This window comes from Corynebacterium sp. HMSC08A12 (assembly GCF_001807485.1).
Classification (GTDB): domain Bacteria; phylum Actinomycetota; class Actinomycetes; order Mycobacteriales; family Mycobacteriaceae; genus Corynebacterium; species Corynebacterium evansiae.
Genome location: NZ_KV789168.1, coordinates 376,860 through 402,103, shown reverse-complemented (window position 1 = coordinate 402,103; position 25,244 = coordinate 376,860). Strand labels below are relative to the sequence as shown.

18 protein-coding genes and 1 tRNA gene are annotated in these 25,244 nt (G+C 59.8%); 10 read left to right on the top strand and 9 right to left on the bottom strand.

The window, feature by feature from the left end:
• Positions 1-78: 78 nt before the first annotated feature.
• From HMPREF3166_RS09930 to HMPREF3166_RS03715, 4 genes are all read right to left on the bottom strand, one after another.
• Positions 79-759: an Abi family protein gene (locus HMPREF3166_RS09930; RefSeq protein WP_080722665.1), complete on the bottom strand. Its 681-nt coding sequence runs from the start codon at positions 757-759 to the stop codon at positions 79-81.
• A 210-nt stretch (positions 760-969) separates the two neighbouring features.
• A complete protein-coding gene (locus tag HMPREF3166_RS03725; RefSeq protein ID WP_070487734.1) occupies positions 970-3,495 on the bottom strand; it encodes an esterase-like activity of phytase family protein in 2,526 nt (841 codons plus the stop codon).
• 186 nt (positions 3,496-3,681) lie between these two features.
• A complete protein-coding gene (malP, locus tag HMPREF3166_RS03720) occupies positions 3,682-6,060 on the bottom strand; it encodes a maltodextrin phosphorylase MalP (RefSeq protein WP_070487733.1) in 2,379 nt (792 codons plus the stop codon).
• Between the two features lie 56 nt (positions 6,061-6,116).
• A complete protein-coding gene (locus tag HMPREF3166_RS03715; protein ID WP_070487732.1) occupies positions 6,117-7,262 on the bottom strand; it encodes a YihY/virulence factor BrkB family protein in 1,146 nt (381 codons plus the stop codon).
• Between the two features lie 167 nt (positions 7,263-7,429).
• Here HMPREF3166_RS03715 and HMPREF3166_RS03710 point away from each other — a divergent pair, with 167 nt between their 5' ends.
• The 3 genes from HMPREF3166_RS03710 to HMPREF3166_RS03700 all read left to right on the top strand — a co-directional run bounded on the left by HMPREF3166_RS03710 (position 7,430) and on the right by HMPREF3166_RS03700 (position 9,917).
• On the top strand, positions 7,430-8,035 hold the full coding sequence (locus tag HMPREF3166_RS03710; protein WP_083293804.1) for an HD domain-containing protein: 606 nt from the start codon (positions 7,430-7,432) through the stop codon (positions 8,033-8,035).
• A gap of 111 nt (positions 8,036-8,146) precedes the next feature.
• Positions 8,147-8,219 (top strand) — tRNA-Glu (locus HMPREF3166_RS03705).
• A gap of 168 nt (positions 8,220-8,387) precedes the next feature.
• Positions 8,388-9,917 carry a peptide MFS transporter gene (locus HMPREF3166_RS03700; RefSeq protein WP_070487731.1) on the top strand — a complete coding sequence of 510 codons (1,530 nt, stop codon included), beginning with the start codon at positions 8,388-8,390 and terminating at the stop codon, positions 9,915-9,917.
• Between the two features lie 30 nt (positions 9,918-9,947).
• Here HMPREF3166_RS03700 and HMPREF3166_RS03695 read toward each other — a convergent pair whose 3' ends face one another.
• On the bottom strand, positions 9,948-11,039 hold the full coding sequence (locus tag HMPREF3166_RS03695; RefSeq protein WP_070487730.1) for a M24 family metallopeptidase: 1,092 nt from the start codon (positions 11,037-11,039) through the stop codon (positions 9,948-9,950).
• Between the two features lie 538 nt (positions 11,040-11,577).
• Between HMPREF3166_RS03695 and HMPREF3166_RS03685 the strand changes: the two genes are divergently transcribed.
• Both HMPREF3166_RS03685 and HMPREF3166_RS03680 read left to right on the top strand, forming a co-directional pair.
• Positions 11,578-13,449 (top strand): site-specific DNA-methyltransferase, encoded by a 1,872-nt coding sequence (locus HMPREF3166_RS03685; RefSeq protein WP_070487727.1) that lies wholly within the window; start codon positions 11,578-11,580, stop codon positions 13,447-13,449.
• Between the two features lie 9 nt (positions 13,450-13,458).
• Positions 13,459-16,392, top strand: a complete 2,934-nt coding sequence (locus HMPREF3166_RS03680) for a restriction endonuclease (protein WP_070487725.1) — start codon at positions 13,459-13,461, stop codon at positions 16,390-16,392.
• 643 nt (positions 16,393-17,035) lie between these two features.
• On the opposite strand, the gene HMPREF3166_RS03675 is transcribed toward HMPREF3166_RS03680, so the two are convergent.
• Positions 17,036-17,728: a DUF1707 SHOCT-like domain-containing protein gene (locus tag HMPREF3166_RS03675; RefSeq protein ID WP_070487723.1), complete on the bottom strand. Its 693-nt coding sequence runs from the start codon at positions 17,726-17,728 to the stop codon at positions 17,036-17,038.
• A gap of 249 nt (positions 17,729-17,977) precedes the next feature.
• Between HMPREF3166_RS03675 and HMPREF3166_RS10390 the strand changes: the two genes are divergently transcribed.
• On the top strand, positions 17,978-18,106 hold the full coding sequence (locus tag HMPREF3166_RS10390; RefSeq protein ID WP_256365735.1) for a hypothetical protein: 129 nt from the start codon (positions 17,978-17,980) through the stop codon (positions 18,104-18,106).
• Here HMPREF3166_RS10390 and HMPREF3166_RS03665 read toward each other — a convergent pair.
• Positions 18,103-18,531: a carboxymuconolactone decarboxylase family protein gene (locus HMPREF3166_RS03665; protein ID WP_070487721.1), complete on the bottom strand. Its 429-nt coding sequence runs from the start codon at positions 18,529-18,531 to the stop codon at positions 18,103-18,105. The genes HMPREF3166_RS10390 and HMPREF3166_RS03665 overlap by 4 nt on opposite strands.
• 84 nt (positions 18,532-18,615) lie before the next feature.
• On the bottom strand, positions 18,616-19,350 hold the full coding sequence (locus HMPREF3166_RS03660) for an IclR family transcriptional regulator (RefSeq protein ID WP_070487719.1): 735 nt from the start codon (positions 19,348-19,350) through the stop codon (positions 18,616-18,618).
• A 58-nt stretch (positions 19,351-19,408) separates the two neighbouring features.
• On the opposite strand from HMPREF3166_RS03660, the gene leuC reads away from it, so the two are divergent.
• Together leuC and leuD are read left to right on the top strand one after the other, a co-directional pair.
• Entirely contained in the window at positions 19,409-20,830 is a 1,422-nt protein-coding gene (gene leuC / locus HMPREF3166_RS03655; protein ID WP_070487717.1) for a 3-isopropylmalate dehydratase large subunit, read from the top strand.
• 105 nt (positions 20,831-20,935) lie between these two features.
• Positions 20,936-21,532, top strand: coding sequence for a 3-isopropylmalate dehydratase small subunit (gene leuD, locus HMPREF3166_RS03650; RefSeq protein ID WP_070487715.1), 597 nt, complete (start codon positions 20,936-20,938; stop codon positions 21,530-21,532).
• A 39-nt stretch (positions 21,533-21,571) separates the two neighbouring features.
• On the opposite strand, the gene HMPREF3166_RS03645 is transcribed toward leuD, so the two are convergent.
• Complete coding sequence (locus HMPREF3166_RS03645) at positions 21,572-22,555, bottom strand: NUDIX hydrolase (protein WP_070487712.1); 984 nt, start codon at positions 22,553-22,555, stop codon at positions 21,572-21,574.
• Between the two features lie 175 nt (positions 22,556-22,730).
• On the opposite strand from HMPREF3166_RS03645, the gene HMPREF3166_RS03640 reads away from it, so the two are divergent.
• Complete coding sequence (locus HMPREF3166_RS03640; RefSeq protein ID WP_070487710.1) at positions 22,731-23,729, top strand: NAD(P)H-dependent glycerol-3-phosphate dehydrogenase; 999 nt, start codon at positions 22,731-22,733, stop codon at positions 23,727-23,729.
• 80 nt (positions 23,730-23,809) lie between these two features.
• The gene (locus tag HMPREF3166_RS03635) at positions 23,810-24,931 is read left to right on the top strand and encodes a D-alanine--D-alanine ligase family protein (protein ID WP_070487708.1); all 1,122 of its coding nucleotides are present in this window, start codon (positions 23,810-23,812) and stop codon (positions 24,929-24,931) included.
• The last annotated feature ends 313 nt before the right edge of the window (positions 24,932-25,244 follow it).

The window sequence follows — 25,244 nt, the reverse complement described above, 5'->3', positions numbered from 1 at the left end:
CCATACCGGGACCAGCGACTATCCCCATTATCGGGGACACTCACAAGGTAACGGGGACAGGGGGCGTGCTTTGCTGGCCTAAGGCCTCGTGCGGCGCAAATCCGGAATCCTGGAATTCGATTCTATCCATTGTGCTGCTTGCGGATTGATCCAGTTAGCGACAAGAGACAGGGCGCCCTGCACTCGATCTAGCGCAGTATCTTCGAATTTCAAATTAGGTTTAACTATTGGCTCGTGATGTGCACAACGGTTTCGCAAGGTATAGATGACATCGACTTCGCATCTGAAATCCTGTAATGACGGCACGCCGATATGAGTTGACCTCTTTGTGGAGTTTGACTGGGGAATCGCATGTAGAGTTTTCTGGACCAATGGCCAGATGGTGGATGAGTAGGTATTGGTAAAAAGAAATCTCCAGAAATCAAAACTAAGCTCTGCGATAACTCGACCTGGTGGTGGTGATGTATTCCTGGCGGATCCGGCACGACGCTCAGCTTTTCGAATGGACTTCTTAGCCTGAGCATTGAACGGGATATCCGTATTCGTGTACCACTGATGTCCGTATTTTGAAGACACCGCTAGATCGACACAGTTACGGAGCAGTACCTCGACGTGCTGAATATCTTCGAGGAAGGCTTTGGTGATGCGTGTGTTCCAAAGGTAGAGAGCTTCCGGGTCGGAGTGGAAACTGTAGGTTTTCATCCGTTCTGGTGAAAACCACCTATCCAGGTTGTTTCCTGCGTTGCCGTTGGATTGCATACGTTTCAGTGTTAGGATTGCATTGAAAGCCCCGGAGCGATCCCTGCGTTTTAGACGTACATCACCGGGGTTATTGATTTTCTACAGATTTATTGGGGGTAGCAGGGGAGGGGTAAGTAGTGGGGTGAATAGCCAAGGACGCCTTAGCCGCACGGCATGCGGCCTCGGGGAACAAAGGCTCCCCGATCCGCCAGCTGGCTTTGAGCCTCGCTACTTCACCTTGCCCAGGCGTAGGAAGACGGTCTCGCCGGTGGCATCCTCCAGCGCGTCATTATCCGTCACCGCGTACATCTGGCCATCCGCCGCGATGGTGAAGCCCTCCAGCTTCTCCTGCGTCCAGCCATTGGTGGCGCGTAGCTTCGGCAGCACGTCCACGGCTAGCTCCTTGTTCACCATCGGCAGCGCGAGACCGTTCGCGCTAGCGGCTGCACCCTCAGCACGGCCCTCAGGCAGCGTCACCTTCATTACGCGCTTGACCTTCGCATCCGGACCGTTCAGCTTATCGCGCTCGATCACCAGCAGGTGCTTATCGTCCAGCGCGGTGATCTCCGACAGACCCATCCAGTCGCCCTTGCCGGCCGACTTCTCCAGCTCGTAGCCGAACCACTGCCACTGCTTGGTCTTCGTGTCGTACTTGCCGATGCGCGTGGTGTTGTCGCCTTCTAGCGCCTCGCGGTCCTTCGCCTCCGGGTCCTTCCACAGCGGTCGCTGCACGGCGACGAAGAGCTGTTCCACGCCGTTTTCGTCCTTTGTGGAACTGACGCCCTCTAGTCCCCACTTGCCGATGTGCTCAGCCACGTCGGCAGGTAGTTCGACCGCAGAGGTGATGTTGAGGTCTTTATCGGTGTGGAAGAGACGGTTATCCTTGCCCTTCTTGCCCTCGGAAGCGATCCAGAAGCCCCCGTCGGCAGCCACGGAAATTCCTTCGATGTCCAGATCCTCAGCCGGGGCACCGTCACGCTTCACTGCGCGGCGTTCGGTGATCACGGCCGGCTGCTTGGAGGCATCGATCGTGTAAACCCAGCCGTTCGCGTACGCGGAGTCGGAGGCCGCGTACAGGCGGTTGGCGTCCTTCGGATCGGCGGTCAGAGCGCCCAGCGCACCCCAGCCGATCGGCGCATCGCCCTGGTCGGCGGAAACAATGGAGGGCTGGGATTCCTCGCCACCCAGACGATATAGCGTCACCGCGCTGCGCACGGCGTTGTCCGGCTCGTCGACCTCGCTGGATACAGCGAGCATGTTCCGCTCCGGGATCGGCAGAATGCCCTCCGGGCCGTTGGTGGTGAACAGCATCTGCACGAACTGCGGGTTCGCCGGATCGTTGACGTTGTACACGGCCACGAAGTTGGAGCGCTCGGAGCCGACGAAGGCGTAGTTGGTGCCGTTCATCTTGGCGGTGGCGATGCCCTCGATCTCCACGCCCTTTTTCTTGGCGCGCTTGTTGTTGTGCAGGCCGTGGCGGATGGCCAGGTTCTCCACGGAGTTGCCGGCATCCCAGACGATCTTGCCGTTCGTATCGAAGACGGTCCAGCCACGGGTGCCGCCCTTCCAGTCGCCCTCGTTGGCGGTGGCTACGTGGCTATCGTCGATCCACGCGATGGCATCCGGCTCGCGCGGGGTGGCGGGCAGAGTGTCGGTGGGGTTGATGAGCTTGTCGGATTTGGTGTCCACACCCTTGACCTCGGCGCTGCCTGCACTGAACACGTTGGTGATGCGGTTGGTCTGCAAGTCGATGATGGCCACACCGTTGTTCTCCTGCAGGGTGACGGCCAGCTGGTTCTTGCCGTTGATGCTGACGTACTCCGGCTCCAGATCCTCTGGGGTATCCAGCCCGGCCTTCTTTACTTCGTCCAGCAGCTTGCCATTTTCGTCCTCGAAGCGGATCGGGGTGGCCTTCCAATCCTTGGCATCCCCGGACAGGTCGATGGTCTGCACAAAGCCGGTGGGCAGCTGCGGCAGGTTGCCGTCATTAAGCTCTTCGTCGCGCTGGTTTTCCATGGCGATGGCGGCCTTGGGGCTACCCGGCGCGCCCGCGGGGGAGATGGCGATGGAATCCGGCTGGCCCTGCAGGTCGATGGAGGAAACGCGGGTGCGGTCTGAGACCCGCACGATGTCCACGCGCCCCTTCGGGTTGGCAAAGTCCCCGCCCGTCTCGTCGATGACCACCAGCAGGTAGTCGCCGTACACGGCCACGGAGGTCGGCTCGTCCTTAGCATGGCCCTGTGCCTTCAGATCCAGGGTGCCCAGGCCCTTCGGAGCGTTCGGGTCGCTGATGTCGATGAATCCGATGCGCTGCGCCGAGGCGTCCGTGTGGATCAGCGTGTTGCCGTCCTTGGAGACCGTGGAGATCTCCGCCACGGTCTCCGCAGACTTGTCCTCGCCCTCGGGACGGTTCTCGTACACCGGGTAGGTGGCGGTGCGCTCGAACGTGGACTGTGTGTCCGGGGTGCCTGGGTTACCTGGGTTGCCCGGCTGCAAGGAGCCAGCAGGGCCGCTGGAACCAGGTAGGGATGAGCCGGCAGTAGACCCAGCAGAAGACCCAGCCGAGGAGCCGAAGCTGGAGGATCCCAGGGTGGAGCCGATCACGGTCTCGGAGCCGACGGTCGCGTTGGCCGCGGGGACAGCGGCGAAGGGAATTACCGCCAGAGCCAGGGAAATCCCTGCAACCTTGCGCTGGGAGCGCCGAGCACGCTGTGCACGCTGGGATACCGAGTTTTTGAGGTTGTTGAGCTGCATGGAAAGCTGCGCCTATCTACTGCGAAATGTGAATAAAACCACACATATATTTCCACCTCTTTTTTGCGTGCGGTTTAAGACAACATGACCGCCAGGTAAACACCTGGCGGTCACTTGCAGCCCACTGTGCAGGCTACTTCCTAGGCCACTGCGCAGACCCCTGCCGTTCAGCGCATCGCAGTCCCGCTACTCGTCAATCGGCGCGGGCTCCAGCTTCCAGACTTCCGTGGCGTAGTCGCGGATCGTGCGGTCGGAGGAGAAGCGCCCGGACTCGCAGATGTTCACCCACGCCTTCTGCGCCCAGCCCAGCGGGTCGGCGGCGTAGTCGGCTGCCATGCGATCGCGCACCTCGCGGTAGTCCGCGAAGTCTCCCAGTAGGTAGTAGGTGTCGGAGGCACCCTCGCCGTAGCCGTGAATCAAGGACTGCTTCAGGTCGTAGAACCAGCCGGTGAACTCGTCGTGCAGGGTGCCGTTATCCAGCGCGTCCAGGGCGCGCTTCAGGCCGGGCACGGATTCGTACAGCTCGTAGGGCTTGTAGTCCGCGCGCAGCTCCGGCAGCTCCTCCTCGCGGGCGCCGAAGATGTAGGCGTTCTCTTCGCCAACGGAATCCACGATCTCCACGTTCGCGCCGTCCATGGTGCCCAGCGTCAGCGCGCCGTTCATCATGAACTTCATGTTGGAGGTGCCGGATGCCTCCTTGCCCGCGGTAGAGATCTGCTCCGAAACATCGGAGGCCGGCAGGATGTGCTCGGCGGGGGAGACGTTGTAGTTCTCCACGAACACGACCTTCAGCAGCGGGGAAACCACCGGATCGTTGTTCACCAGGTCCGCAATCGCGTTGATCAGCTTGATGATGGCCTTCGCCCGCGTGTAGCCCGGTGCGGCCTTCGCGCCGAAGATGACGGTGCGCGGCGGCAGGTCGCGCTGGTGGTCCTCCTTGATGCGGAAGTACAGGTCCAGCACGTACAGGGCATTCAGCAGCTGGCGCTTGTACTCGTGCAGGCGCTTGATCTGTACGTCGAAGATGGAATCCGGGTCGATGACCACGCCCTGGCGCTCGGCGATCCACTCGGCAAAGTCGTGCTTGTTGGCAGCCTTGATCTCACGGAGCTCCTGCATGACGCTCTCGTCGGAAGAGTAGCTGCGCAGTTCCTTGAGATTGTCGAGGTCGGTGACCCAGGCGTCACCACCCGAAAGACGAGTAAGCAGCGCAGACAGGCGAGAGTTAATCATCCGCAGCCAGCGGCGCGGCGTAACACCGTTGGTCTTGTTGTTGAACTTCTCTGGCCACAGTGCGTGCCAATCGGCGAGGGTTTCGCGCTTGATGATCTCCGTGTGCAGTGCGGCCACACCGTTGATGGAGTAAGCGGCGTAGCAGGCGATCCACGCCATATGCACCACTCCGTGTTGGATCGGGGCCATTCTTTGGATGGTGACGCCATCAATGCCCTCCGCCGAGCGTTCGATGCGGAAGCGACGGTCGATCTCGGCGATGATCTCCCAGACACGCCAGAACAGCTGCTGGAAGATCTGCTGATCCCACTGCTCCAGGGCTTCGGTGAGGACAGTGTGGTTGGTGTAGGCGAAGGTGTTGGAGACGATCTCCCAGGCTTCCTCCCAGCCCATGCCGTGCTCGTCCATCAGCAGGCGCATGAGCTCCGGGATGGCCAGCACCGGGTGGGTATCGTTCAGCTGCACGGAGTGGTATTCCGCGAAGTTATTCAGGCTTCCATGCTGCGCCAGGTGGCTGCGGATCATCGCCTGCAGGGAGGCGGAGGTGAAGAAGTACTGCTGGCGGACACGCAGCTTCTTGCCCTCGTAGGTTGTGTCGTTCGGGTAGAGCACACGGCAGATGTCGCTGACGCGCTCGCGCTCGATAATGGCCTCGGTGAAGTGCTGGGAGTTGAAAGCGTCGTAGTCGAACTCCTCCCACGGCTCGGATTTCCACAGGCACAGGGTGCCCACGTTGCGGGTGCCGTAGCCAGTGATGGGCATGTCGTAGGGGATCGCGCGGACCTTCATGTCGTCGAAGTGCACGACCAGCTGGTCGGAGGCCCGGCGGATGGTGAAGGGGTATTCCTCTTCGCGCCACGGGTCTGGGCGCTCGACCTGGAAGCCGTTGTCGAAGGACTGGCGGAACAGGCCGTATCGGTAGAGGATGCCGTAGCCGGTGACGGGGTAATCCTGGGTGACGGCGGAATCCAGGAAGCAGGCGGCCAGGCGGCCCAGGCCACCGTTGCCCAGGGCGGCATCGTTTTCCACTTCCAGTACGTCGGTGAGCTCGTGGCCGAGCTCGCGGGCAGCGGCCTGAGCTTCTTCCACCAGGCCCAAGTTGGTGAGGTTATTCAGCAGCGCGCGGCCCATGAGGAACTCCGCGGAGAAGTAGTGCTGCTGGCGGGTGGCGTTGTAGGTCTGGCGGGTGCGCTCCCAATCGTCGGCGATGCGCTCCTGGATGTTGCGGGACAGTCCCGTCCAGAACTTACGGGTGGAAGCGTGTTCGGGGCTGGTGCCGGCAGCGGCGCGGACATGGCCGCCGACGGTGGTGGAGTTCAGTTCGTGGCTCATAGGTACTGATTCTATGGTGCTGGCGGGGAACTCGCTGGTCGGGTGAGGGGTGGAAGTTAGGGTTCTTTTGACGCCGATTCGTTTCGCAGCTGCGCGGCCTGCTCCTCGATGCGGCCGTGGAGTTGGCTGAAGCCCTCCACCGCGGCGGAGGAGCGGGGTGGTACCTGGATGATGCGCTCGGAGTTCATGCCGGCCTGCAGTTCGCGCGTGCGGGCGATCTCCGCGTCCAGCTTCACGCCGAGGAGCAGCAGGGAGTTACTGATCACCAGGCCGGTGAGGCCAACGATGATGCCACCCAGCGCGCCGTAGAGGCCCACGGCACCGAAGTTCTTCAGGTAAACCTGCAGCAGTAAGCCAACGATGGTGATGCTGATTAGTGCGAATACGGAGCCGACCGTCAGCCAGCGAATGCGCCCGAAGCGCACGTTGGGGGCGCCGTTGTAGAGGATGGCGATGAGTACCACCGCAACGAGGACGATCACCGGCCAGCGGACGTACTGCCAGATCGGCAGGAAGTGCTCCAGGACGAAAGTAGTGAAGCCCTGCCAGTTCAGGGGCTCGGCGATCTTGTCCAGCAGCGGGCGGGCGATGTCCTCGCGCAGGAAGTATGCGCCTGCGATGAAGACTAGCCCGATCACCAAGACCACGGTGATTCCCCACATAGCTGCCCAGGTTCTGACGAGGCTGCGGCCTTCGCGCCGTCCGTACATTTCGTTGGCCATACGGGAAAACGCGCGGACGTATGCGGAGGAGGAGAACAGGGCGAATAGCACGCTGATCACCAACATGGTGATGGATTGTTCCGTGGAGCCGATGACCGTGGAGACCACGGTCTGTGCATTGCTTTGGAAGTTATCGGGAATGTTTTCCGCGATAAACTCGTCGGTGAGGGTCGTGACTTGGTCGCGGTTCTGGTCGAGCACCAGCGTGGTGATTGCGTAGAAGGCCAGCAGGGTTGGCAGCCCGGTGAGCAGGGTGAAGAAGCTCAGCGTGGCGCCCTTATCGAACAGTGCGTTGAAGAAGATCTCAAAGTAGAGGCGCTTGGCGATCACCTTCCACGTGGAGGGATCCAGCCAGCGGTGTTCCCGCACGACCTCTGTGTGATACGTCCCGGAAGGAAGCTCCGGGGTCACCTGCCCACCGAGGGTGGGAACGATGCGTTCGTCGGCGGGGTGCTCGTCCGGGGATTCTTCAACACTCATCAGCTATTGAAGATACCTGGTGATAGGCGTTTTTGTGGCAGGCCGCGGCGTGGGGGCGTCACAAAAATCGAACAGGGAAACGCGCCGGGCGAAGGGTTGTCTGAGTGCCTTCCTATAGTCGTGAGTGTTCCCGGGAAGTGCCGGGCTGATTGGACAGGAGATCGACGATGACCGATGCAACTACTCGCGCAGCAGTGGGCGCGCAGCTGCTGGATGTGGCGACCTCGCCGCGACTGCTGAGCGCCATAAACGTGGCGGCGTACGCGCACCGCAACCACACCCGCAAGGGCACTGACATTCCGTATGTTTCTCACATCTTCGGCGTGATGCACCTGGCCAGCACGGTCACGGATGACGAGGACGTGCTTAGCGCTGCGCTGTTCCACGACATTCTGGAGGACGTGCCGGAGGAGTACTCCGAGGCGCAAATGCGGGAGGATTTCGGCGACCGCGTAGTGGAGCTGGTGCTGGGGGTGACGAAGGACGACAGCATAAGTGACTGGCAGGAACGCTCCGATGCCTACCTGGCGCACCTTTCCGGCGCCGATGAGGGCTCCGTGATCGTTTCTGTGGCTGATAAGCTACACAACCTGCTTTCGATCCTGGCCGACCACTCCGAGATCGGTGACGAGCTGTGGGGTCGTTTCAACTCCGGCAAGGAAAAGCAGCAGTGGTGGTACGGTGCGGTGAGCGAGGTGGCGGCCAAGCGGATACCGGGCAACCCGTTGGTCGCGGTGTTGGAGGAGAAGGTCGCGGAGCTGCGCGCGCTGTAGGTGGTGTGTGGCGTGGCTGTAAAAACACCGCGCCACCTGCGGATTAGGTAGGAAAAGGGACTACTGTGTAGAGTTACCTTTCGTTCGCTACGAATACAACGAACGAACAATGCCCCGTTCGTCTAGCGGCCTAGGACGCCGGCCTCTCACGCCGGTAACACGGGTTCAAATCCCGTACGGGGTACAAAATTTTTTTAGCACGGCTTTCGGGCCGTGCTTTTTCTTTTCTTGCTACTTGGTCTGCCCTACTGGGTCTGACACTGTGCCTGAGCTAGCCGCCAAATCCCACCAATCTACAGAAAACTCAGCGAATAGCTTCGTTTATCCGCGATGGGTGTGATGGAATTAACGAATGACTTCTCAACCGAACCCGGAGGATTCTCCCGCACCAGACGGAGCCTCCACAGCAACCGCGCATTCTTCTAGCGCGCACCAGAACGAACGGACTTTCTTCGGCCACCCCTTCGGCCTAGCTAACCTCTCCGGCGTGGAGATGTGGGAGCGCTTCAGCTTCTACGGCCTCCAGGCCCTGCTTGCCTTCTACCTCTACTACTCCGTGGCTGACGGTGGCCTTGGCATGGACAAGAGCACCGCGACCTCCATCGTCGGCGCCTACGGCGGCTTGGTGTACCTCACCGGTGTGGCCGGCGCGTGGGTTGCCGACCGCATCCTATCGGCAGAACGCACCCTGTACTACTCGGCGGTGCTGGTCATGCTCGGTCACATCAGCCTGGCACTTATGCCGGGCTACATTGGCGTGATCCTGGGCCTGGTGTTCATTGCCGTTGGCTCCGGTGCCCTCAAGACGACCTCGCAGGTGGTCCTGGGCGACCTCTACGATCGCGATGATCCTCGCCGCGACGGTGGCTTCTCCATCTACTACATGGGCGTGAACATCGGTGGCCTGCTCGGCCCGCTGATTACCAACGCGCTATGGGGCTGGAAGGGCTTCCACTGGGGCTTCGGCGCCGCCGCCCTGATGATGGCCATCGGCCTGGTGCAGTACACCCTCTTGCGTAAGCAGACCATTCAGGACGCGGGCCACGAGGTTGTTAACCCGCTGCCGCGTAAGAAGTACCTCCCGGTATTCATTGGGGCTGCTGCAGCGATCGTGGTTTTCGTACTGCTGTTCATCACCGGGGTGCTGAAGGTTGGTCAGCTGTCCAACGTGACCGCCCTCCTGGCCGCCATCATTGCCGTTGTGCTGTGGGTGCAGATGTACCGTTCTCAGCTGGTCACGGACGTCGAGCGTTCCCGCCTGGTCGGTTTTATCCCCATGTTCGTGGCTTCGGTCGCGTTCTGGTCGCTATTCCAGCAGCAGTTCACCGTGATTGCTGTGTACTCCGACGAGCGCCTGAACCGCAACCTCTTCGGCATGGAGATTCCTCCGGGCGTGGTGCAGTCCATCAACCCGCTATTCATCATCTTGTTCGCTGCCGTGTTCGGCGCGATGTGGACGAAGTTGGGGGACAAGCAGCCTTCCTACGCAGCGAAGTTCTCTATGGCACTGGTTGTGATCGGTGGAGCACTGCTGCTGTTCCTCCCGTTCGCCGGTGGCGGAGCTAACTCCACTCCGATGTGGGCCATGGTGCTGATCCTGTTCCTGTTCACCATGGGCGAGCTGATGCTGAGCCCCGTGGGCAACTCCATGGCCACCCGCTTGGCCCCGAAGGCATTCCCCACCCGTATGTTCGGCCTGTGGTTGCTGTCGATCAGCTTGGGCACGTCCCTTTCCGGCAGCCTGGCGGCTTTCTACAACCCGGAGGATGGCTCCGCGGAGCGGATCTACTTCGTCGCGATGTTCGCGGTGATGGTCGGCCTGGGCGCAGTCATGTTCCTGGCCCGCAAGTGGATCCTCAAGCTGTTCGTGGATGTCCGCTAATTCCAGCTAAGACATCCAGCCCGTCTTCACTCACCCCACGCGCACAAGCTCGTGGGGTGTTGTGTTGATGGGCTCTACCTTTTTGGACGCCACAATCACAATGTCCTCGATGCGTGCGCCCCACTGACCGGGGATGTAGATGCCGGGTTCGATGGAGAAAGCCATGCCCTCCTCGATTACGAAGTCGTTGCCGGCGATGATGTACGGCTCTTCGTGGCAGGATAGGCCGATTCCGTGGCCGGTGCGGTGGATGTAGTACTCGCCGTAGCCGGCTTCGTCGATGATGTCACGGACGACCTTGTCCACCTCGCCGGCCGTCACACCGGGCTTGGCGAACTCGAGCCCGGCCTCCTGGGCGCGCTGCAGCACGTCGTAGATCTTCTGCTGCTCGTCAGTGGGTTCGCCGACGACGTAGGTGCGGGTGCAGTCCGAGTGGTAGCCGCTGGCCAGGGTGCCGCCGATGTCGACAACAACCACGTCGCCGGACTCGATCACACGGTCGGAGTGGTCGTGGTGCGGGTCCGCGCCGTGCGGGCCGGAGCCGACGATGATGAAGTCCACCACCTCGTGCTCTTCAAGGATCAGGCGTTCCAGTTCCTTGGCCACGTCGTTCTCGGTCACGCCTGCGCGCAGCAGGTTCGGAACCTGGCGGTGAACCTCGTCGATGGCGGCGCTGGCGCGGCGCAGCTCGGCAAGCTCTTCATCGTCCTTGCGGATGAACGCCTGGGCGAGCACCTGAGTGGCATTCACGGTGGAAATGCCGCGGGACTGCAGTTCCAGCAGGTGGTCGGCGGTCATGGCAGCGCTGACGGCATAGGAGCCTTCGGTGATGTAGCCGTAGGGGTCTTCGCCGTCGTTCCACCCGATGATCTCCACACCGAGCTTGCCCGCCACGGACTTCTTCAGGTCAGCGACATCCACGCCGGGAACGATGATGCGGGTGGCGTCCTTAGTAAGAACCAGAGCCGTGAACCGCTCGTGCGTGGTGATCTTCGACGAGATCAGGTACTCCATGTCCGGACCGGGGGTGGCGATCACGCCGTCCAGGCCAGCCTGTGTGGCGATGTCGCGGACGGTGGAGAGACGCTTGCTAAACGTTTCGGTTGGGAAGAATTCACTCATGGCCACCAGGGTACGCCCCGGGGTTTGGGGGAGCGGCGGGGTGTGGGGTGGCTAGGGAATGAGTATTACAGGAGATAGCAATTCCTGCAGACAAAGCTCGTTTCGATGATTGCAGTTTCGGGAGCGCAGAGCCAGTTAACGATGACGGTGAGATACCTAACCAAGAAGATGCAGTAGAGAGGATGGATCTGCGCGTAGTCGACTTGGAAAAGATTGCTCGAAAACCAATCCATGGCCAAGGTGCACCGCGCAAGCAAGTTGATCGGCAGCCTGAAAATAGTGATGTGACCTGCGGAAGAAGCCCATCCCATTTGAATACCCTATTGAAAAATCGGTTAAAGAAGCCTCTAAATCTTGACGGAAAGATCGATTCGATCGTGGGGCGGTATTGAACAGGGAAGCGAGTCCTACGACAATAATGTCGATAAACTGCCTATCCTGTTTAGACAATCGCTTCAAGGCAGGCGTTTAAATAGAGAGCTGTTCACTATCCTGTGGCAGATCAAGGTGTAAACGAAGGTAGTCAAAGGGAAGAACAATGAGCGAGGAGCAAGACATTATCAACGAAGTTCCTGGCAGCAGCCCCGAGTTCCGTACCGAGCTGGCCGAGCAGATCGCCGATTTGGCACCCGAAGCGATTGCTGACGGCAAGATTGACGTAGAGAAACTCAAGGAGCTGCTCGAGGGCGACGCCTCAGACACCAGTGAACGCTTCGGCCTGTTCTGGCCTGGTAAGAAGCGTGCCATGCGCGCAGCGCAGACCCCGACAACTGCAACGCTTCGCCCGGATAAGGAAAACTCCAAAGACTGGGACACGACAAAGAACGTGTTCATTGAGGGCGATAACCTCGAAGTGCTGAAGATTCTGCAGAAGCACTACCACGGCAAGATCAAGATGATTTACATCGATCCGCCGTACAACACCGGCAAAGACTTCGTGTACCCCGATAACTACAAAGAGGGACTCGAGACCTACCTCGAGTGGTCTAAGCAGGTCAGCGAAGACGGTAAGAAACTGTCGTCGAACTCGGAGTCCGAGGGGCGGTACCACTCCAACTGGCTCAACATGATGTATCCGCGGCTGAAACTAGCGAGAAATCTCCTTACGAATAATGGATTGTTTCTTCTGAGTATAGATGACAATGAGTTTGACAATGCTTTCAAGATAATGGCTGAAATTTTCGGAGAGTCTAATCACATCGGCACGTTCTCTGTAACAAAAGCAGAAGGTGGTGGGCTGGCAAAGCAAGTCATTAAAGGGCATGACTATCTAATTGCCTTCGCTCGTAGAATTACCGATTTTTCACCATTGCTCCGGCCAAAGGAGATCCGTGGGAAAGTCGTCGAAATGGACGGGGAGGAGTACTGGATCCAAGATGATTGGTTGCGAAAAGAGTTCGGAAAGTACGGGTCGTGTCCCTATGAAGAAATTGTAGAATATCATGGCGAAGAAAAATTAGAGGAAGTTAACCGTGGACTTGAACAAGGCGACTATGTCTTGATACCGAAGGGAAACTTTCACATAGTTGGCAGACTTCGGAAAATTAGCGAAGATGGATCAAAGTTTTACTCAATATTGAAACATCTGAACAAGACCGGCGTTGAAGCTTTAGCCAGTTTAGATGGCATGGATCGATACTTTGACTATCCAAAACCTGTGACTCTAGTCCGGGACTTGGTTGAAGGTGCAACTTTCAAGAGTAAGAAGAATTCGGACATAGTTTTAGATTTCTTCTCCGGCTCCAGCACTACTGCTCATGCAGTGATGCAACTAAATGCGGAAGATGGGGGTAACCGCAGGCACATTCAAATACAGTTGCCTGAACCCACATCAGAAAAATCTAAGGCTCGGAAAGCTGGTTTCACGAGTATTTCTCAAATTTCTCGTGAACGTATCAATCGCGCTGGTGAAAAAATTAAGAATGATTACGCTGCAAGCTTAGATGAACGCTCCACTCAATTCGATATTGGCTACCGTTCTTACAAGCTCGCCGACACCAACTTCACCAAGTGGCGTACCGACTCTGACATTGACGCGACCCGACTTGAGCAACACCTGTTGGATCTACGTGAAAGCGCCGATGACGACGCGACCCCTGATGACCTTCTCACCGAGATTCTGCTCAAGCAGGGTCACTCGTTGGTCGAGCAGATTCGTGACCGCGATATCGACGGCCTGTCGTATAAAGCGGTGGTCCGAGTCGATGACGAAGACGGTGAAGAAGACACCCTGGTGCTCGCGTACCTTGACGAACACACCAAGCCGACCCTGGCGCAGCTTCGTGCAGCTATAGAGGTCAAGCCAGCCCAGTTCATCATGCTCGAGGATGCGTTCCAAGGCGATGACGAGCTGAAAACCAACTTGGCGCAAATCTGCAGGACCAACGGCATCGAGCTCTGGACGGCGTAAGGGATCAACATGAAATTCAAGTTTGATGCCAAGCAGGAGTACCAGGTTCAGGCAATCGACTCGGTCACCGACCTGTTCGAGGGCCAACCGAACGACGCCGGGGACGTTCTCACAACGTTCCATACCGAACGAGTGCTGCCAGAGACCAGCAAGCAGGTGCTTGACATAGATCTCAGTGAAGAGGTTGGGGCCGTCGGCAACAACCTCTTGCTGGATGAAGCAACTGTGCTCGAGAACCTCAAGGTGGTGCAGAACGAGCAGGGGCTTGAACCTGCGAAGAACCTTATTGACGGCCTCCAGTTCGACATCGAGATGGAGACGGGCACCGGCAAGACTTATGTGTACCTTCGCACGATTTTTGAGTTGGCGGAAAAGTACAACTTCACCAAGTTCGTCATTCTGGTACCAAGCGTTGCGATCCGCGAAGGTGTGAAAACCAGCATCGAGCTGATGCACGATCATTTCCGCCATCTATACCCTGCGTCCCCGTTTGACTACATGGTCTACAGCGGCAAGAACGCTGAAGAAGTGCAATCCTTTGCGACGTCGACAAGCATCCAGATCATGATCATGACGATCGGCTCGGTGCGTGGCCGCGGTAACAACTTGATCATGAACCAAACGCGCGACAGGCTCAACGGGTTGCGGCCGATTGACTTCCTACGTGCAACACGACCAATTCTGCTCATGGACGAGCCGCAGAACATGGAGTCTGAGCTGTCCAAGACGGCTCTGGCAGGCATGGATCCAGCGTTCATCCTTCGCTACAGTGCGACGCACCGCGAAACTCGAAACCTTACCTACCGTTTGGATCCGGTAGATGCTCATGAGCTAGGCCTGGTCAAGCAGATCGTCGTGGCTGAAGCAACGGAACATGGTGGCGACGCCAAGCCTTACATTAAACTTCTTTCCATCGATAGCAATCCGTGGCGGGCGAGCCTCGAATTGGTGTGCCGTAAGAAGGACGGATCGCTAGCCCGCCAGGTGAAGAAGGTGAAGCAGAACCAAGACCTCGAGAAGGTTACTGGTAACTCAGCGTACGAGAACAACTGGCGGATCAATGAAATCAATCTAGACGGTCCTGGGTTTATCGAGTTGACCAACCACGGCATCCTCCAAGTCGGAGAATCAATCGGCGGTAACGACGAGACCGTGTACCGCGAGATGATCCGTGAAACCATCCGCGAGCACTTCCGCAAGGAATCGCTGATGCGGCCGCTCGGCATCAAGGTGCTGAGTCTCTTCTTCGTGGATAAGGTGGCCCGCTACCTGGGAGAAGGTACCGACAACACCACCGCCGACGGGAAGTTTGCTCAGTGGTTCGATGAACTTTTCATTGAGGAACGAGATCGATTCCCGGAATACAAAGACCTGCTCCCGCAGGATCCGATTGAACTGCGGCGCGCATACTTCTCGCAGATCAAAAAGGGAGTATACGGAGACACCTCAGGCGTAACCGCCAAGGATGACGACTCCTACGACCTGATTATGAAAGACAAGTCCCGGCTGCTAAGTGAAGACGAACCTGTACGGTTCATCTTCTCCCACTCTGCGCTTCGCGAAGGCTGGGATAATCCGAACGTGTTCCAGATCTGCACATTGCGTGAAATGGGATCCGAGACCGAGCGCCGCCAAACAATCGGGCGTGGCTTGCGACTCCCTGTGAACCAAGACGGCGAGCGTGTAGCGGACCGCTCCGTTGCCCAACTCACCGTCATCGCTAATGAGTCTTACCAAGAGTTCGCCACCAACCTTCAAAAGGAGTACAAGAAGGCCGGCGTTGCGATTGGATACATTCGCAAAGGCGACTTCGCTAAGCTGCCTAAGCCCGACCCTGAAGAGAAAGGAAATCTGGGATTTACGGCATCCGCTGAGATCTGGGAACAGCTGCAACTACGTGGCTACCTAAACAAGGATGGCTTCGTAACCGAGGACTTTACTCCGGATGCTGATGATTTCTCCTTGGGGCTGACAGCAGACTACGGCCAGTTAGAAGCAGCAGTCATTGAAGTACTGCGGCGGGCGAACATTAAGCATTACGTAAAGTCGAAGCGTAGCCGAACGACACGCAAGCTTAATAAGCAGCTGTATTTTAGGTCGCATGAGTTTGAGGAACTATGGGAGAAGATCAGCCAGCGTACTACCTATAGTGTCTCGGTCGATCGCGATGTACTTATCAAGAATGCCGTACAGAAAATTATGAAAGCTGAAAGTGTTGAGCCGCTGCGTATCGAAGTTAAGAAAGCGAAACTCACCGTTGCCCGCGGTGGCACGAAGGGGCGGGAGACCAGCAGTCGCATGACGAGTCTTCGAGGAGGATATCGGCTTCCGGATATAGTCTCTGAGCTGCAGGAAGCGACGTCCCTGACTCGAGCGACGATTGTTGACATTCTTATCCAGAGCGACCGACTTGATGAATTCATTTCCAATCCGAATGACTACATCAAGATGGTGAAAGAGATAATCAAGGCTGAATTGGCTGCGCTTATCACAGAGGGTGTCCAGTACGAAAAGATAGGCGGCAGTGTTTACTCGCTCACCGAGCTTCAACGAGACGGATTGGAAGAGAGGCAATACTTTCTTGACAAGCTGTACAAAGTGAAAAATCAGGAAAAGACTGATTATGACTTCGTCGTTTACGATTCGGAAGCGGAACGTCAGTTCGCTGAGCTGCTAGACGAACGTGAAGACATCAAGCTGTTCTTGAAGCTACCCCCTCAGTTCAAGATTGATACCCCGGTTGGGCCCTACAACCCTGACTGGGCAATTGTGAAGCAAGAGGATGGGGAAGAAAAGCTCTATATGATTCGTGAGACAAAGAGCACGATGAGTGAACATCTACTTCGTCCAACAGAGCAAGCAAAGATAGACGCCGCAACGGAGCACTTCAAGACAATCGGTGTCAACTACGCTAAAGCGGCACCAGGAAAGTGGAACTTGTAGGCAGCCCTTAGCCCGGTTTGACGAGCTTCGTGCTTCTTAGCGGAGCTTGTCGTGGTCAATGGTGTATCTGTGTTTCCGAACTCAGGTCGACTTAAGCAGCGCCTCTAAGAGGTACTCGTTCGACTTTCCACCCTGGAAAATCCTCCGGTTGGCTGGTTATCGCGGAAACATCAACAATGTTTGCTTCCTCTAGTCGAATGATTTCGTCGGGGTTCCGGGGCCGTTTAACTGGTCGATATGCAATATCAGCTGTTTGCCCCGGTGCAAAGTACCTTGTTCCAACAACAATCTCTGCGAGCCTTGGTATGTAGAACCCTCCTGTTCCTCCCCGAAAGCCATCGGGTCTATACAGCACGCTGCCGTTGCAAAGCTCCCAAGAACCACCTATCACTACTGGGCGTAGCTGATTATTCTTTAACAGAGCTCGGTGTTCAGAGAGGTGAACAAGCTCTAGCGGTGGCTTTCTCAGATGATTCAACAGCCACAGCAGGGCTGCAACGATTAATCCGGATATAATTCCTGAAACCAATCCGGTTAATAGACTCTCTACCATTCATGAATGGTAACTGGTTACTCGTCTACCCGGGGAGGGCTGGTAGATGTCTCAGCGCTTGCATGGTTAACCGGGGTCGCGGTTTTGCCCCTAACCCCGCACAACCTTCACAGTCACTCCGCCGAAAATCGACAGCCCGCGGATCAGCAGCAGGGGAGCGTCCGCCGGCAAGCTATTTGGGTGGATCGCGCCGTTCTCCACCACCAGCTCGTTGCCGCCGAAAATGCCCAGGCCACCCATATCAACGCGCACGCCCTCCGGCACCAGCACATCCGCGCCACCAAAGCAGCTATTCAGCCACAGCGTGGTCACCGGGTCGCTAAACCGGCATTCCCGCAGGTCAAAGTCCGAACCGCCGAAGATATTGAAGTTCCAGTGAGCCTTCGGCACCTGCCACGCCGCTTTCGTCACCCCGCCGAATATCGCCAGGCTGAAGCCCGTCTCGGAGCCCCCGCCAGTCACCAGCGACCGCGACCGCGCAAGTACCATCTGGCGGTGGCGTTCGGCTTCCGAAGCCTGGTGAGTAGCCCACTCCGCGTCACTCGGCGCGCGGTGCGCAACCGCAGTGCTCGCGCCAGGTCCAAAGAGCAAACCTGCAGGCTCATCTACCAGATCGTCCAGCAAGTCCACTAACTCGCTACGCTGGGTCGCAGCATGCGCTTGCCCCGACCTCTCGTCGAACTCCGAGATGTTCAGCTGACCATCGGCCATCGCCCTGGACAGCGCCTCCACAGCGGCGGATCGTTCCTGGTCGGTGCAGCGCTTGTCTTTGTACTCGCTCATGGTTTTACCCTACTAAAGGAGTTCCCCATTCTCTCTCCATATCGCGTAAACCTGGACTGGCTCTGGGGCACCCCACCCGGCAACGATGGCACGCCCGCCACTGTTCGCGCCGCTCTTTTTGGTAATGACGCCCACACCTCAGCCGAAGCCTGGCTCCGTACCCTCTCTGCGGATGAGGACGGCCGGCGGGGCGAAGGAGGCTGGGGCGCCGAGCTGGTCAACCCCGACGACACGGCTAGCCCGGCGCTGGTGGACATCACCTCCGCCGGTGAGGACGTGGCCGACGGAATCGAGGACGGCACACAGAACCTCTACGAGTTCCTGGTTACCCGCGCCAGCGAGCTGACCGTGGAGTGGCGCGAGCTGCCGCGAACCTAATCCTCCAGCGGCCCGAGCTCCGCAACCAGAACCTCCTGAGCCACCTTCATCGCCGACAGGGCAGCGGGTGCACCGCAGTAGCCGGAGGCGTGAATGATCGCCTCCGTGATCTCCGTGCGCGTCAGCCCATTCTCCAGCGCGCCGCGGACGTGCCCGCGCAGCTCCTCAGTCGCGCGAAGCGCCACCAGCATGCCGATGTTCAGCAGGCTGCGGTCGCGCCGAGCCAGCCCGTCGCGGGTCCATACGGAACCCCAGACGGTCTCGGTGACGTGCTTCTGCAGCGCCTCGCCGTCCGAACCGGCGTTGCGCTCTAGGGCGGCATCCACGAATGCGTCGCCCATTACTTCCCGGCGGACTTGAATCCCTGCCTCAAAGCGCTTGTCGTCGGTGGCCGAGTTCTGGCTTGCGGGGTTTTCGCTGGTCATGGGGGATCTTCTCCTTGGTTGTTCTGGTGCTTGTAGTGTCTAAAAAATTTTTTTGCGCTAGGGGAGTAGTTGCACTGGGAGCAGCTACTTCCGCAGCAAGTTCTCCAGCTGGCGGGCGGATTCCTTCAAATCTGCGCCGAACTTCTCTGCTGGGTGCTCACCCATGCGGGCCACGGGGCCAGAAATGGATAGGCAGGCGATTACGGTGCGGTTCTGCGCGTCTGCTCCGTAGACCGGCACGGAGGCCGAAGCTAGGGAAGGGTCGCGCTCGGCGGAGGATTCCGCGATCCCCTCGGCGGCGATCTTCTCCAAGTCCTCGCGCGTGTACGCGGCTTCCGGCAGCACCTGGTTCTGGAACGCTTCTGGCGCATAGGCAACTAACAACTTGGCCGCAGAGCCGGCGGTCAACGTCATCCGATGGCCCACCGGCACCGTATCCCGCAGGCCGGTGGCGGGCTCGGCGTTGGCGATGCACACGCGCTCCATCCCGGAGAGGCGGTATAGCTGCACGGACTCGCCCGTCTTTGCCATGAGGTCAGGCAGGATGAACTCTGCGGCGTCCTCAAGACGAGAAGAGGTAGACGGCGCCATCTCGGACAGGGCTGGGCCAGTGACCCACGCACCGTCCACCCCGCGCTCGATCAACCTGTGCTTCTCCAGCGCGACGGCGATACGGTGCGCCGTGGCGCGTGGCAAGCCGGTGATGGCGCACAGATCGGAAAGGTTGCGAGGTTCTGCTGCGATGACCGTTAGAATGAAGATCGCACGGTCCAAAACTTGAATGCCGCTTGTTGCGGGAATTTCCGTATTGTGTCCCATGATTTGATACTATACATTCCATCCAGTGGAACTGTATAGCGGACACAGAGGAGAGACCGTGACGAACCAACCCCTAACCCTCGCGGAAAAAGTCTGGCGCGACCACATCGTTGCAGCCGGAGAAAACGGCGGCCCCGACCTGCTGTACATCGACCTGCACCTGGTACACGAGGTTACCTCGCCCCAGGCATTCGATGGCCTGCGCCAGGCCGGCCGTAAGGTTCGCCGCCCGGATCTGACCATCGCCACCGAGGATCACAACGTTCCCACCGTTGGTGTGAAGACCGGCGACCTGCAGGAAATTCAGGAGCCCACCAGCCGCCTGCAGGTATCCACCCTGCGCGATAACGCCCAAGAGTTCGGCATCCGCCTGCACTCCATGGGTGACATTGAACAGGGCATCGTCCACACCGTGGGCCCACAGCTGGGCCTGACCCAGCCTGGCATGACCGTCGTCTGCGGTGACTCGCACACCTCCACCCACGGCGCCTTCGGCTCCATCGCCATGGGCATCGGCACCAGCGAGGTTGAGCACGTGCTGGCCACCCAGACTCTGCCGCTGAAGCCCTTCAAGACGATGGCCATTGAGGTTTCCGGCGAACTGCAGCCGGGCGTGACCTCCAAGGACCTGATCCTGGCCATCATCGCCAAGATCGGCACCGGCGGCGGCCAGGGGCACATCATCGAGTACCGCGGCGAGGCCATCGAGAAGCTGTCCATGGAAGCCCGCATGACCATGTGCAACATGTCCATCGAGGCCGGCGCCCGCGCGGGCATGATCGCCCCCGACCAGACCACCTTCGATTACCTCGAAGGCCGCCCGCACGCGCCGAAGGGCGAGGACTGGGACGCAGCCGTGGAGTACTGGAAGTCCCTGCGCACCGACGACGACGCGCAATTCGACACCGTCGTGCACATCGATGGCTCCGCCCTGACTCCTTTCGTCACCTGGGGTACCAACCCCGGCCAGGGCCTGCCGCTGGCGGAATCCATCCCGCAGCTGGAGGACTTCACCAACGACAACGACCGCCTCGCCGCCGAGCGCGCCATGGAGTACATGGACCTCAAGCCCGGCACCCCGCTGCGCGACATCAAGATCGACACGGTATTCCTCGGCTCCTGCACCAACTCCCGCATCGAGGATCTGCGCGCCGCCGCGGAGGTCGTCAAGGGCCGCTCTGTCGCCGACGGCACGCGCATGATCGTTGTTCCTTCCTCCACGCGGGTGAAGATGCAAGCGGAAGAAGAGGGGCTAGATCAAATCTTTATTGACGCCGGGGCGGAATGGCGCACCGCAGGTTGTTCCATGTGCCTCGGAATGAACCCGGACCAGCTTGCCCCGGGCGAGCGTTCGGCCTCCACCTCCAACCGAAACTTCGAAGGCCGCCAGGGTAAGGGAGGGCGCACGCACCTGGTCTCCCCGCCAGTTGCCGCCGCCACCGCCGTGACAGGCCACCTTGCAGGCCCGGCGGATCTGTAAAACAGACCGCTAGATACCCGTACAAGACCCGCGCAAAAATTTTTCGAGCCTCCCCACCAGCGACCTAAACCGCAGGTGGGGGAGCAGAAAGCAGAAGAGAACACCATGGAAAAGTTCAACACCCACACTGGCGTGGCGGCACCGCTGAACCGCTCTAACGTCGACACCGACCAGATCATCCCCGCCGTCTACCTGAAGCGCGTGACCCGCACCGGCTTCGAGGACGGCCTGTTCGCCGGCTGGCGCAAAGACCCGGAGTTCGTCCTGAACCAGGAGCCCTACAAGAACGCCTCCGTGCTGGTGGCAGGCCCGGACTTCGGCACCGGCTCCTCCCGCGAGCACGCCGTCTGGGCGCTGATGGATTACGGCTTCCGCGTGGTTCTATCCTCCCGCTTTGCCGACATCTTCCGCGGCAACTCCGGCAAGGCAGGCCTGCTGGCCGCCCAGATGGAACAAAGCGACATCGAGCTGATCTGGAAGCTGCTGGAACAGCAGCCGGGCGCGGAAATCACCGTGAACCTGGAAGATCGCACCGTCACCCTGGGCACCCACACCTTCGGCTTCGACGTGGACGACTACACCCGCTGGCGCCTGATGGAGGGTCTGGACGACATCGGCCTGACCCTGCGCAACGAAGAGGCCATCCAGGCCTTCGAATCCCAGCGCGCCAGCTTCAAGCCGCGCACGATTCCCGCCAGCTAGCGCCGGCAAGCTGCGGCGCCTCACTGAGGAGGGAGGCGTTTACTTAACGGACAGCGGGCTGGCCAGGTAATCCAGCCCCAGCAGCTTGTCCCCGGCGAAGTGCAGCACCCAGGTGCTGGACTTCTTCACGCGCATATCCTCAATCTCCACGTCGTGCTCGCCCGCAATGCGGGCCAGCACACCAGGGATCACCGTGCCTTGGGCTACAACCATGGACACAGGTGCGGCCGTGGCGGCGTGGAACGCATCCACCGCTGCATCCGCATCGGCAGCCCAGCCGGCATCGCCCAGGTTGGCGTCAAAAGTAACTTCCAACCCCAAGTCCTGAGCAATCGGCGCGGCCGTGTGCTCGCAACGCACCGGCACGGCCGAAGAAATCGTCTCCGGGCGGTAGCCCGACAGCTCAGAGACCAGCAGCTCCGCCTGGCGGCGGCCCTTCTTACTCAAGGGGCGCAGATCATCGTCGCCGGCCCACCCCTCGCGGGCATGCGCCTTCGCGTGGCGAACGTACAGCACGCGGCGGTCACAACCCAGCTTCAGCACGCCCATTGCGGCATCCACGACCTTCAGGTCGGCCTCGTAGCTCAGCAGCTCCTTGGCCTCTTCTGGGGATACCCAGCGCAGCTCATCGGATTCATCGTTGGGCTCGAACTCGCCGGACAAGTGCTGGGCAGTCCAGTAATAAACCACCTTCGTGCGCGAACCGACAGGGTAGTGGACATAACCCAGAACCCAGCCCAGTCGCACGCTGAAGCCGGTCTCCTCCCAGATCTCGCGCATGGCGGTTCCTGGCAGGTTCTCGCCGGGGTCGACCTTGCCCTTCGGCAGTGACCAGTCGTCGTAGCGGGGACGGTGGATGATCGCGATCTCCACGTCCGTGGACTCGGGGGAGTTAGGGGTGGAGGCGGCGGCGTCCGGAGAAAAACGCCAAATAACCGCACCCGCGGCGAAGGTCGGGCGGGCGAATTCCTCGCTAGGGCGGGATCCGATGCGGGTCACGTGGCCCTGATCGTGCCGCGACATGGCCAGGGACGTAGAAAGATCGCCAGTTCCTGTGTGAGTGATCACTTTTAAAGGGATCCCTTTCGATAGACTATTGCCGACAATCGTATAACGAACCCAAAAGTTATACCGAACTCAGGCAGACAAGTAGGCACGCAGTATAGGCGTACAGCGCAAGCGGGAAGGCGACAAGCAGATGGTGCAAGTAGCAGTGATGGGCGCAGGCTCCTGGGGCACGACGGTTGCCAAGGTTTTTGCTGACGCCGGTAACGAGGTCCGCCTCTGGGCGCGCCGCGCCGAGGTCGCAGAGGACGTGCGCGACAATCACCGAAACAGCGCCTACCTGGGGGATATCGAACTGCCAGCCGCGATGACCGGCACAACCGACCCCGCCGAGGCACTGAACGGCGCGGAGATCGTGGTGCTGGGAGTGCCCTCGCAGTCGCTGCGCGAGAACCTGCAGAATTGGAAGGAACTCATCGGCTCGGATGCTTCCCTGGTGAGCCTGGCCAAGGGCATCGAACACTCTAGCGGCCTGCGGATGAGCCAGCTGATCTCCGAGGTGGCGGATGTGCCCAGCGAGCGCGTGGCCGTGCTGACCGGCCCGAACCTGGCCCGCGAAGTGGCCCAGGGGCAGCCCGCCGCAACCGTTGTGGCCTGCACCGACATGGACCGCGCGAAGCTGATCCAGGCGGCCGTGGCTGCGCCGTACTTCCGCCCGTACACCAACACGGACGTCATCGGCTGTGAAATCGCCGGCACCTGCAAGAACGTCATCGCCCTGGCGGCGGGCATCGCCGCGGGGATGGGCTTCGGCGACAACACCGCCGCCACCGTCATCACCCGCGGCCTGGCGGAAACGACCCGCCTGGCGCTGAAAGTTGGCGCCGATGCGCGCACGCTCAGCGGCCTGGCTGGCATGGGTGACCTGGTTGCCACGTGTACCTCCACGCTGTCACGCAACCGCCGCTTCGGGGAGCACCTGGGCAAGGGAGAGACACTGGAACAGGCCGCCGCGTCCACCAAGGGACAAGTTGCCGAAGGCGTGGTGAGCAGCCAGTCCGTGCAGGAACTGGCGGAGAAGGTCGGCGTGGAAATGCCCATCACCGACGCAGTCGTGGGAGTCTGCCACGAAGGCGCCGACGTGCAGCAGGTAATGATGGGACTGCTCGGGCGCAGCAAGAAGGCCGAGTAGGCCCAAGCAGACTGGGAGTTCGGTTGAAGGGGCGGGGCGGTGGGGATGTGGCGTCCTAAAAACGGCTAAGGTAAAAAGCTGTGAGTAACGAAGCCAAGAAGCACGCACGCACCACCGTCGTCGTCCTGTACGGCGGCCAGTCGACTGAGCACTCCGTATCCTGCATTAGCGCAGGTGCGGTGATCGACCACCTGGACCCGGAGATTTACGACGTGGTTCCCGTGGGGATCACCGAAGCCGGCGCATGGGTGCCCGGGACGACCGACACCTCGCAGCTGCGCGCCGACGGGCGGGACATGCCGCGCGTGGAAGACGGGGGCGTGCACGTGCAGCTGACGTTCGGCGGGGCTGGCACGGACGGCTCTGCGGGCTCTGGTGCGGCGGGCGAGATGCGCTACGTGACCGGACCACAGGCAGGCGAAGTGTTTGCGCAGGTGGACGTTGTTTTCCCAGTGCTGCACGGCATGAACGGCGAGGACGGCACCGTGCAGGGCGTGCTGGATCTGGCTGGCGTGCGGTACGTCGGCAACGGCGTGCTGGCCTCGGCGGCGGGCATGGACAAGGACTTCACCAAGCGGCTGGCGCGCGAGGCTGGCATCCCGGTGGGCGAGGAGCTGATCCTGTCCCAGCCCCGCGAGCTGACTGCCGAGGAGAAGGAGCGACTGGGGCTGCCCGTGTTCGTGAAGCCGGCGCGCGGCGGATCCAGCATCGGCATCTCCAAGGTGGACAGCTGGGAAGAATTCGATGCCGCCATTGATTTGGCTTTTTCCAATGACAATAAGGTGATCGTGGAGGCCATGATCCACGGCGCCGAGGTCGAGTGCGGTGTGCTGCAGCACGCGGATGGCTCGATCGTGTCTTCTGTTCCGGCGATGCTGAACGGCACTGAGGATGGTGCCGAAGGGTTTTATGGTTTTGACGCCAAGTATGTCGACTCGACCGTCTCCGCCACCATCCCGGCGCCGCTACCTGCGGAGACTCTGAAGGAGATCCGCCAACTGGCCATTCGCACGTTCAACGCGCTGGGGTGCGATGGCATCGCGCGCGTGGACTTCTTCGCCACGGAAAACGGGCCCGTGCTGAATGAGATCAACACGATGCCTGGGTTTACGCCGATCTCGATGTATCCGAAGATGTTTGCCGCTGACGGCGTGAGCTTCGGCGACCTGGTCAGCGCGCTGATCGCCCGCGCCCTGGCCTAGATCGGTTGCTGGCTCTGGCTGGCTGCACCCTGGCTGTAGCTGGTTGGCCGCGGCCTGCGAATGTCGCTAGAACGGGAATCCGTTATTGCTACCAGTTTTCTTTAACCTAAACCTGCAGGTCAGGCGCTCGCGATAATTTGCGAGACTTCGGTCGCGGCGACGTATTCCCGTTCTAACGACATTCGGTGCCGGGGTGTGCCTATTCTTTCGCCAGCTGCGGGGATGGATTCCCGTTCTGACGACATCGGGGACTGGGATGTGCCTATCTTCAGCCTGCGTGAGGGGAAATGTCGGCAAAGTTGCTGGTGTTTGG

Bases quoted from the DNA above. Each gene is read 5' to 3' on its own strand.
- HMPREF3166_RS09930 (WP_080722665.1), bottom strand. From the start codon at position 759: ATGCAATCCAACGGCAACGCAGGAAACAACCTGGATAGGTGGTTTTCA.
- HMPREF3166_RS03725 (WP_070487734.1), bottom strand. From the start codon at position 3,495: ATGCAGCTCAACAACCTCAAAAACTCGGTATCCCAGCGTGCACAGCGT.
- malP (WP_070487733.1), bottom strand. From the start codon at position 6,060: ATGAGCCACGAACTGAACTCCACCACCGTCGGCGGCCATGTCCGCGCC.
- HMPREF3166_RS03715 (WP_070487732.1), bottom strand. From the start codon at position 7,262: ATGAGTGTTGAAGAATCCCCGGACGAGCACCCCGCCGACGAACGCATC.
- HMPREF3166_RS03710 (WP_083293804.1), top strand. From the start codon at position 7,430: ATGACCGATGCAACTACTCGCGCAGCAGTGGGCGCGCAGCTGCTGGAT.
- HMPREF3166_RS03700 (WP_070487731.1), top strand. From the start codon at position 8,388: ATGACTTCTCAACCGAACCCGGAGGATTCTCCCGCACCAGACGGAGCC.
- HMPREF3166_RS03695 (WP_070487730.1), bottom strand. From the start codon at position 11,039: ATGAGTGAATTCTTCCCAACCGAAACGTTTAGCAAGCGTCTCTCCACC.
- HMPREF3166_RS03685 (WP_070487727.1), top strand. From the start codon at position 11,578: ATGAGCGAGGAGCAAGACATTATCAACGAAGTTCCTGGCAGCAGCCCC.
- HMPREF3166_RS03680 (WP_070487725.1), top strand. From the start codon at position 13,459: ATGAAATTCAAGTTTGATGCCAAGCAGGAGTACCAGGTTCAGGCAATC.
- HMPREF3166_RS03675 (WP_070487723.1), bottom strand. From the start codon at position 17,728: ATGAGCGAGTACAAAGACAAGCGCTGCACCGACCAGGAACGATCCGCC.
- HMPREF3166_RS03665 (WP_070487721.1), bottom strand. From the start codon at position 18,531: ATGACCAGCGAAAACCCCGCAAGCCAGAACTCGGCCACCGACGACAAG.
- HMPREF3166_RS03660 (WP_070487719.1), bottom strand. From the start codon at position 19,350: ATGGGACACAATACGGAAATTCCCGCAACAAGCGGCATTCAAGTTTTG.
- leuD (WP_070487715.1), top strand. From the start codon at position 20,936: ATGGAAAAGTTCAACACCCACACTGGCGTGGCGGCACCGCTGAACCGC.
- HMPREF3166_RS03645 (WP_070487712.1), bottom strand. From the start codon at position 22,555: ATGTCGCGGCACGATCAGGGCCACGTGACCCGCATCGGATCCCGCCCT.
- HMPREF3166_RS03640 (WP_070487710.1), top strand. From the start codon at position 22,731: ATGGTGCAAGTAGCAGTGATGGGCGCAGGCTCCTGGGGCACGACGGTT.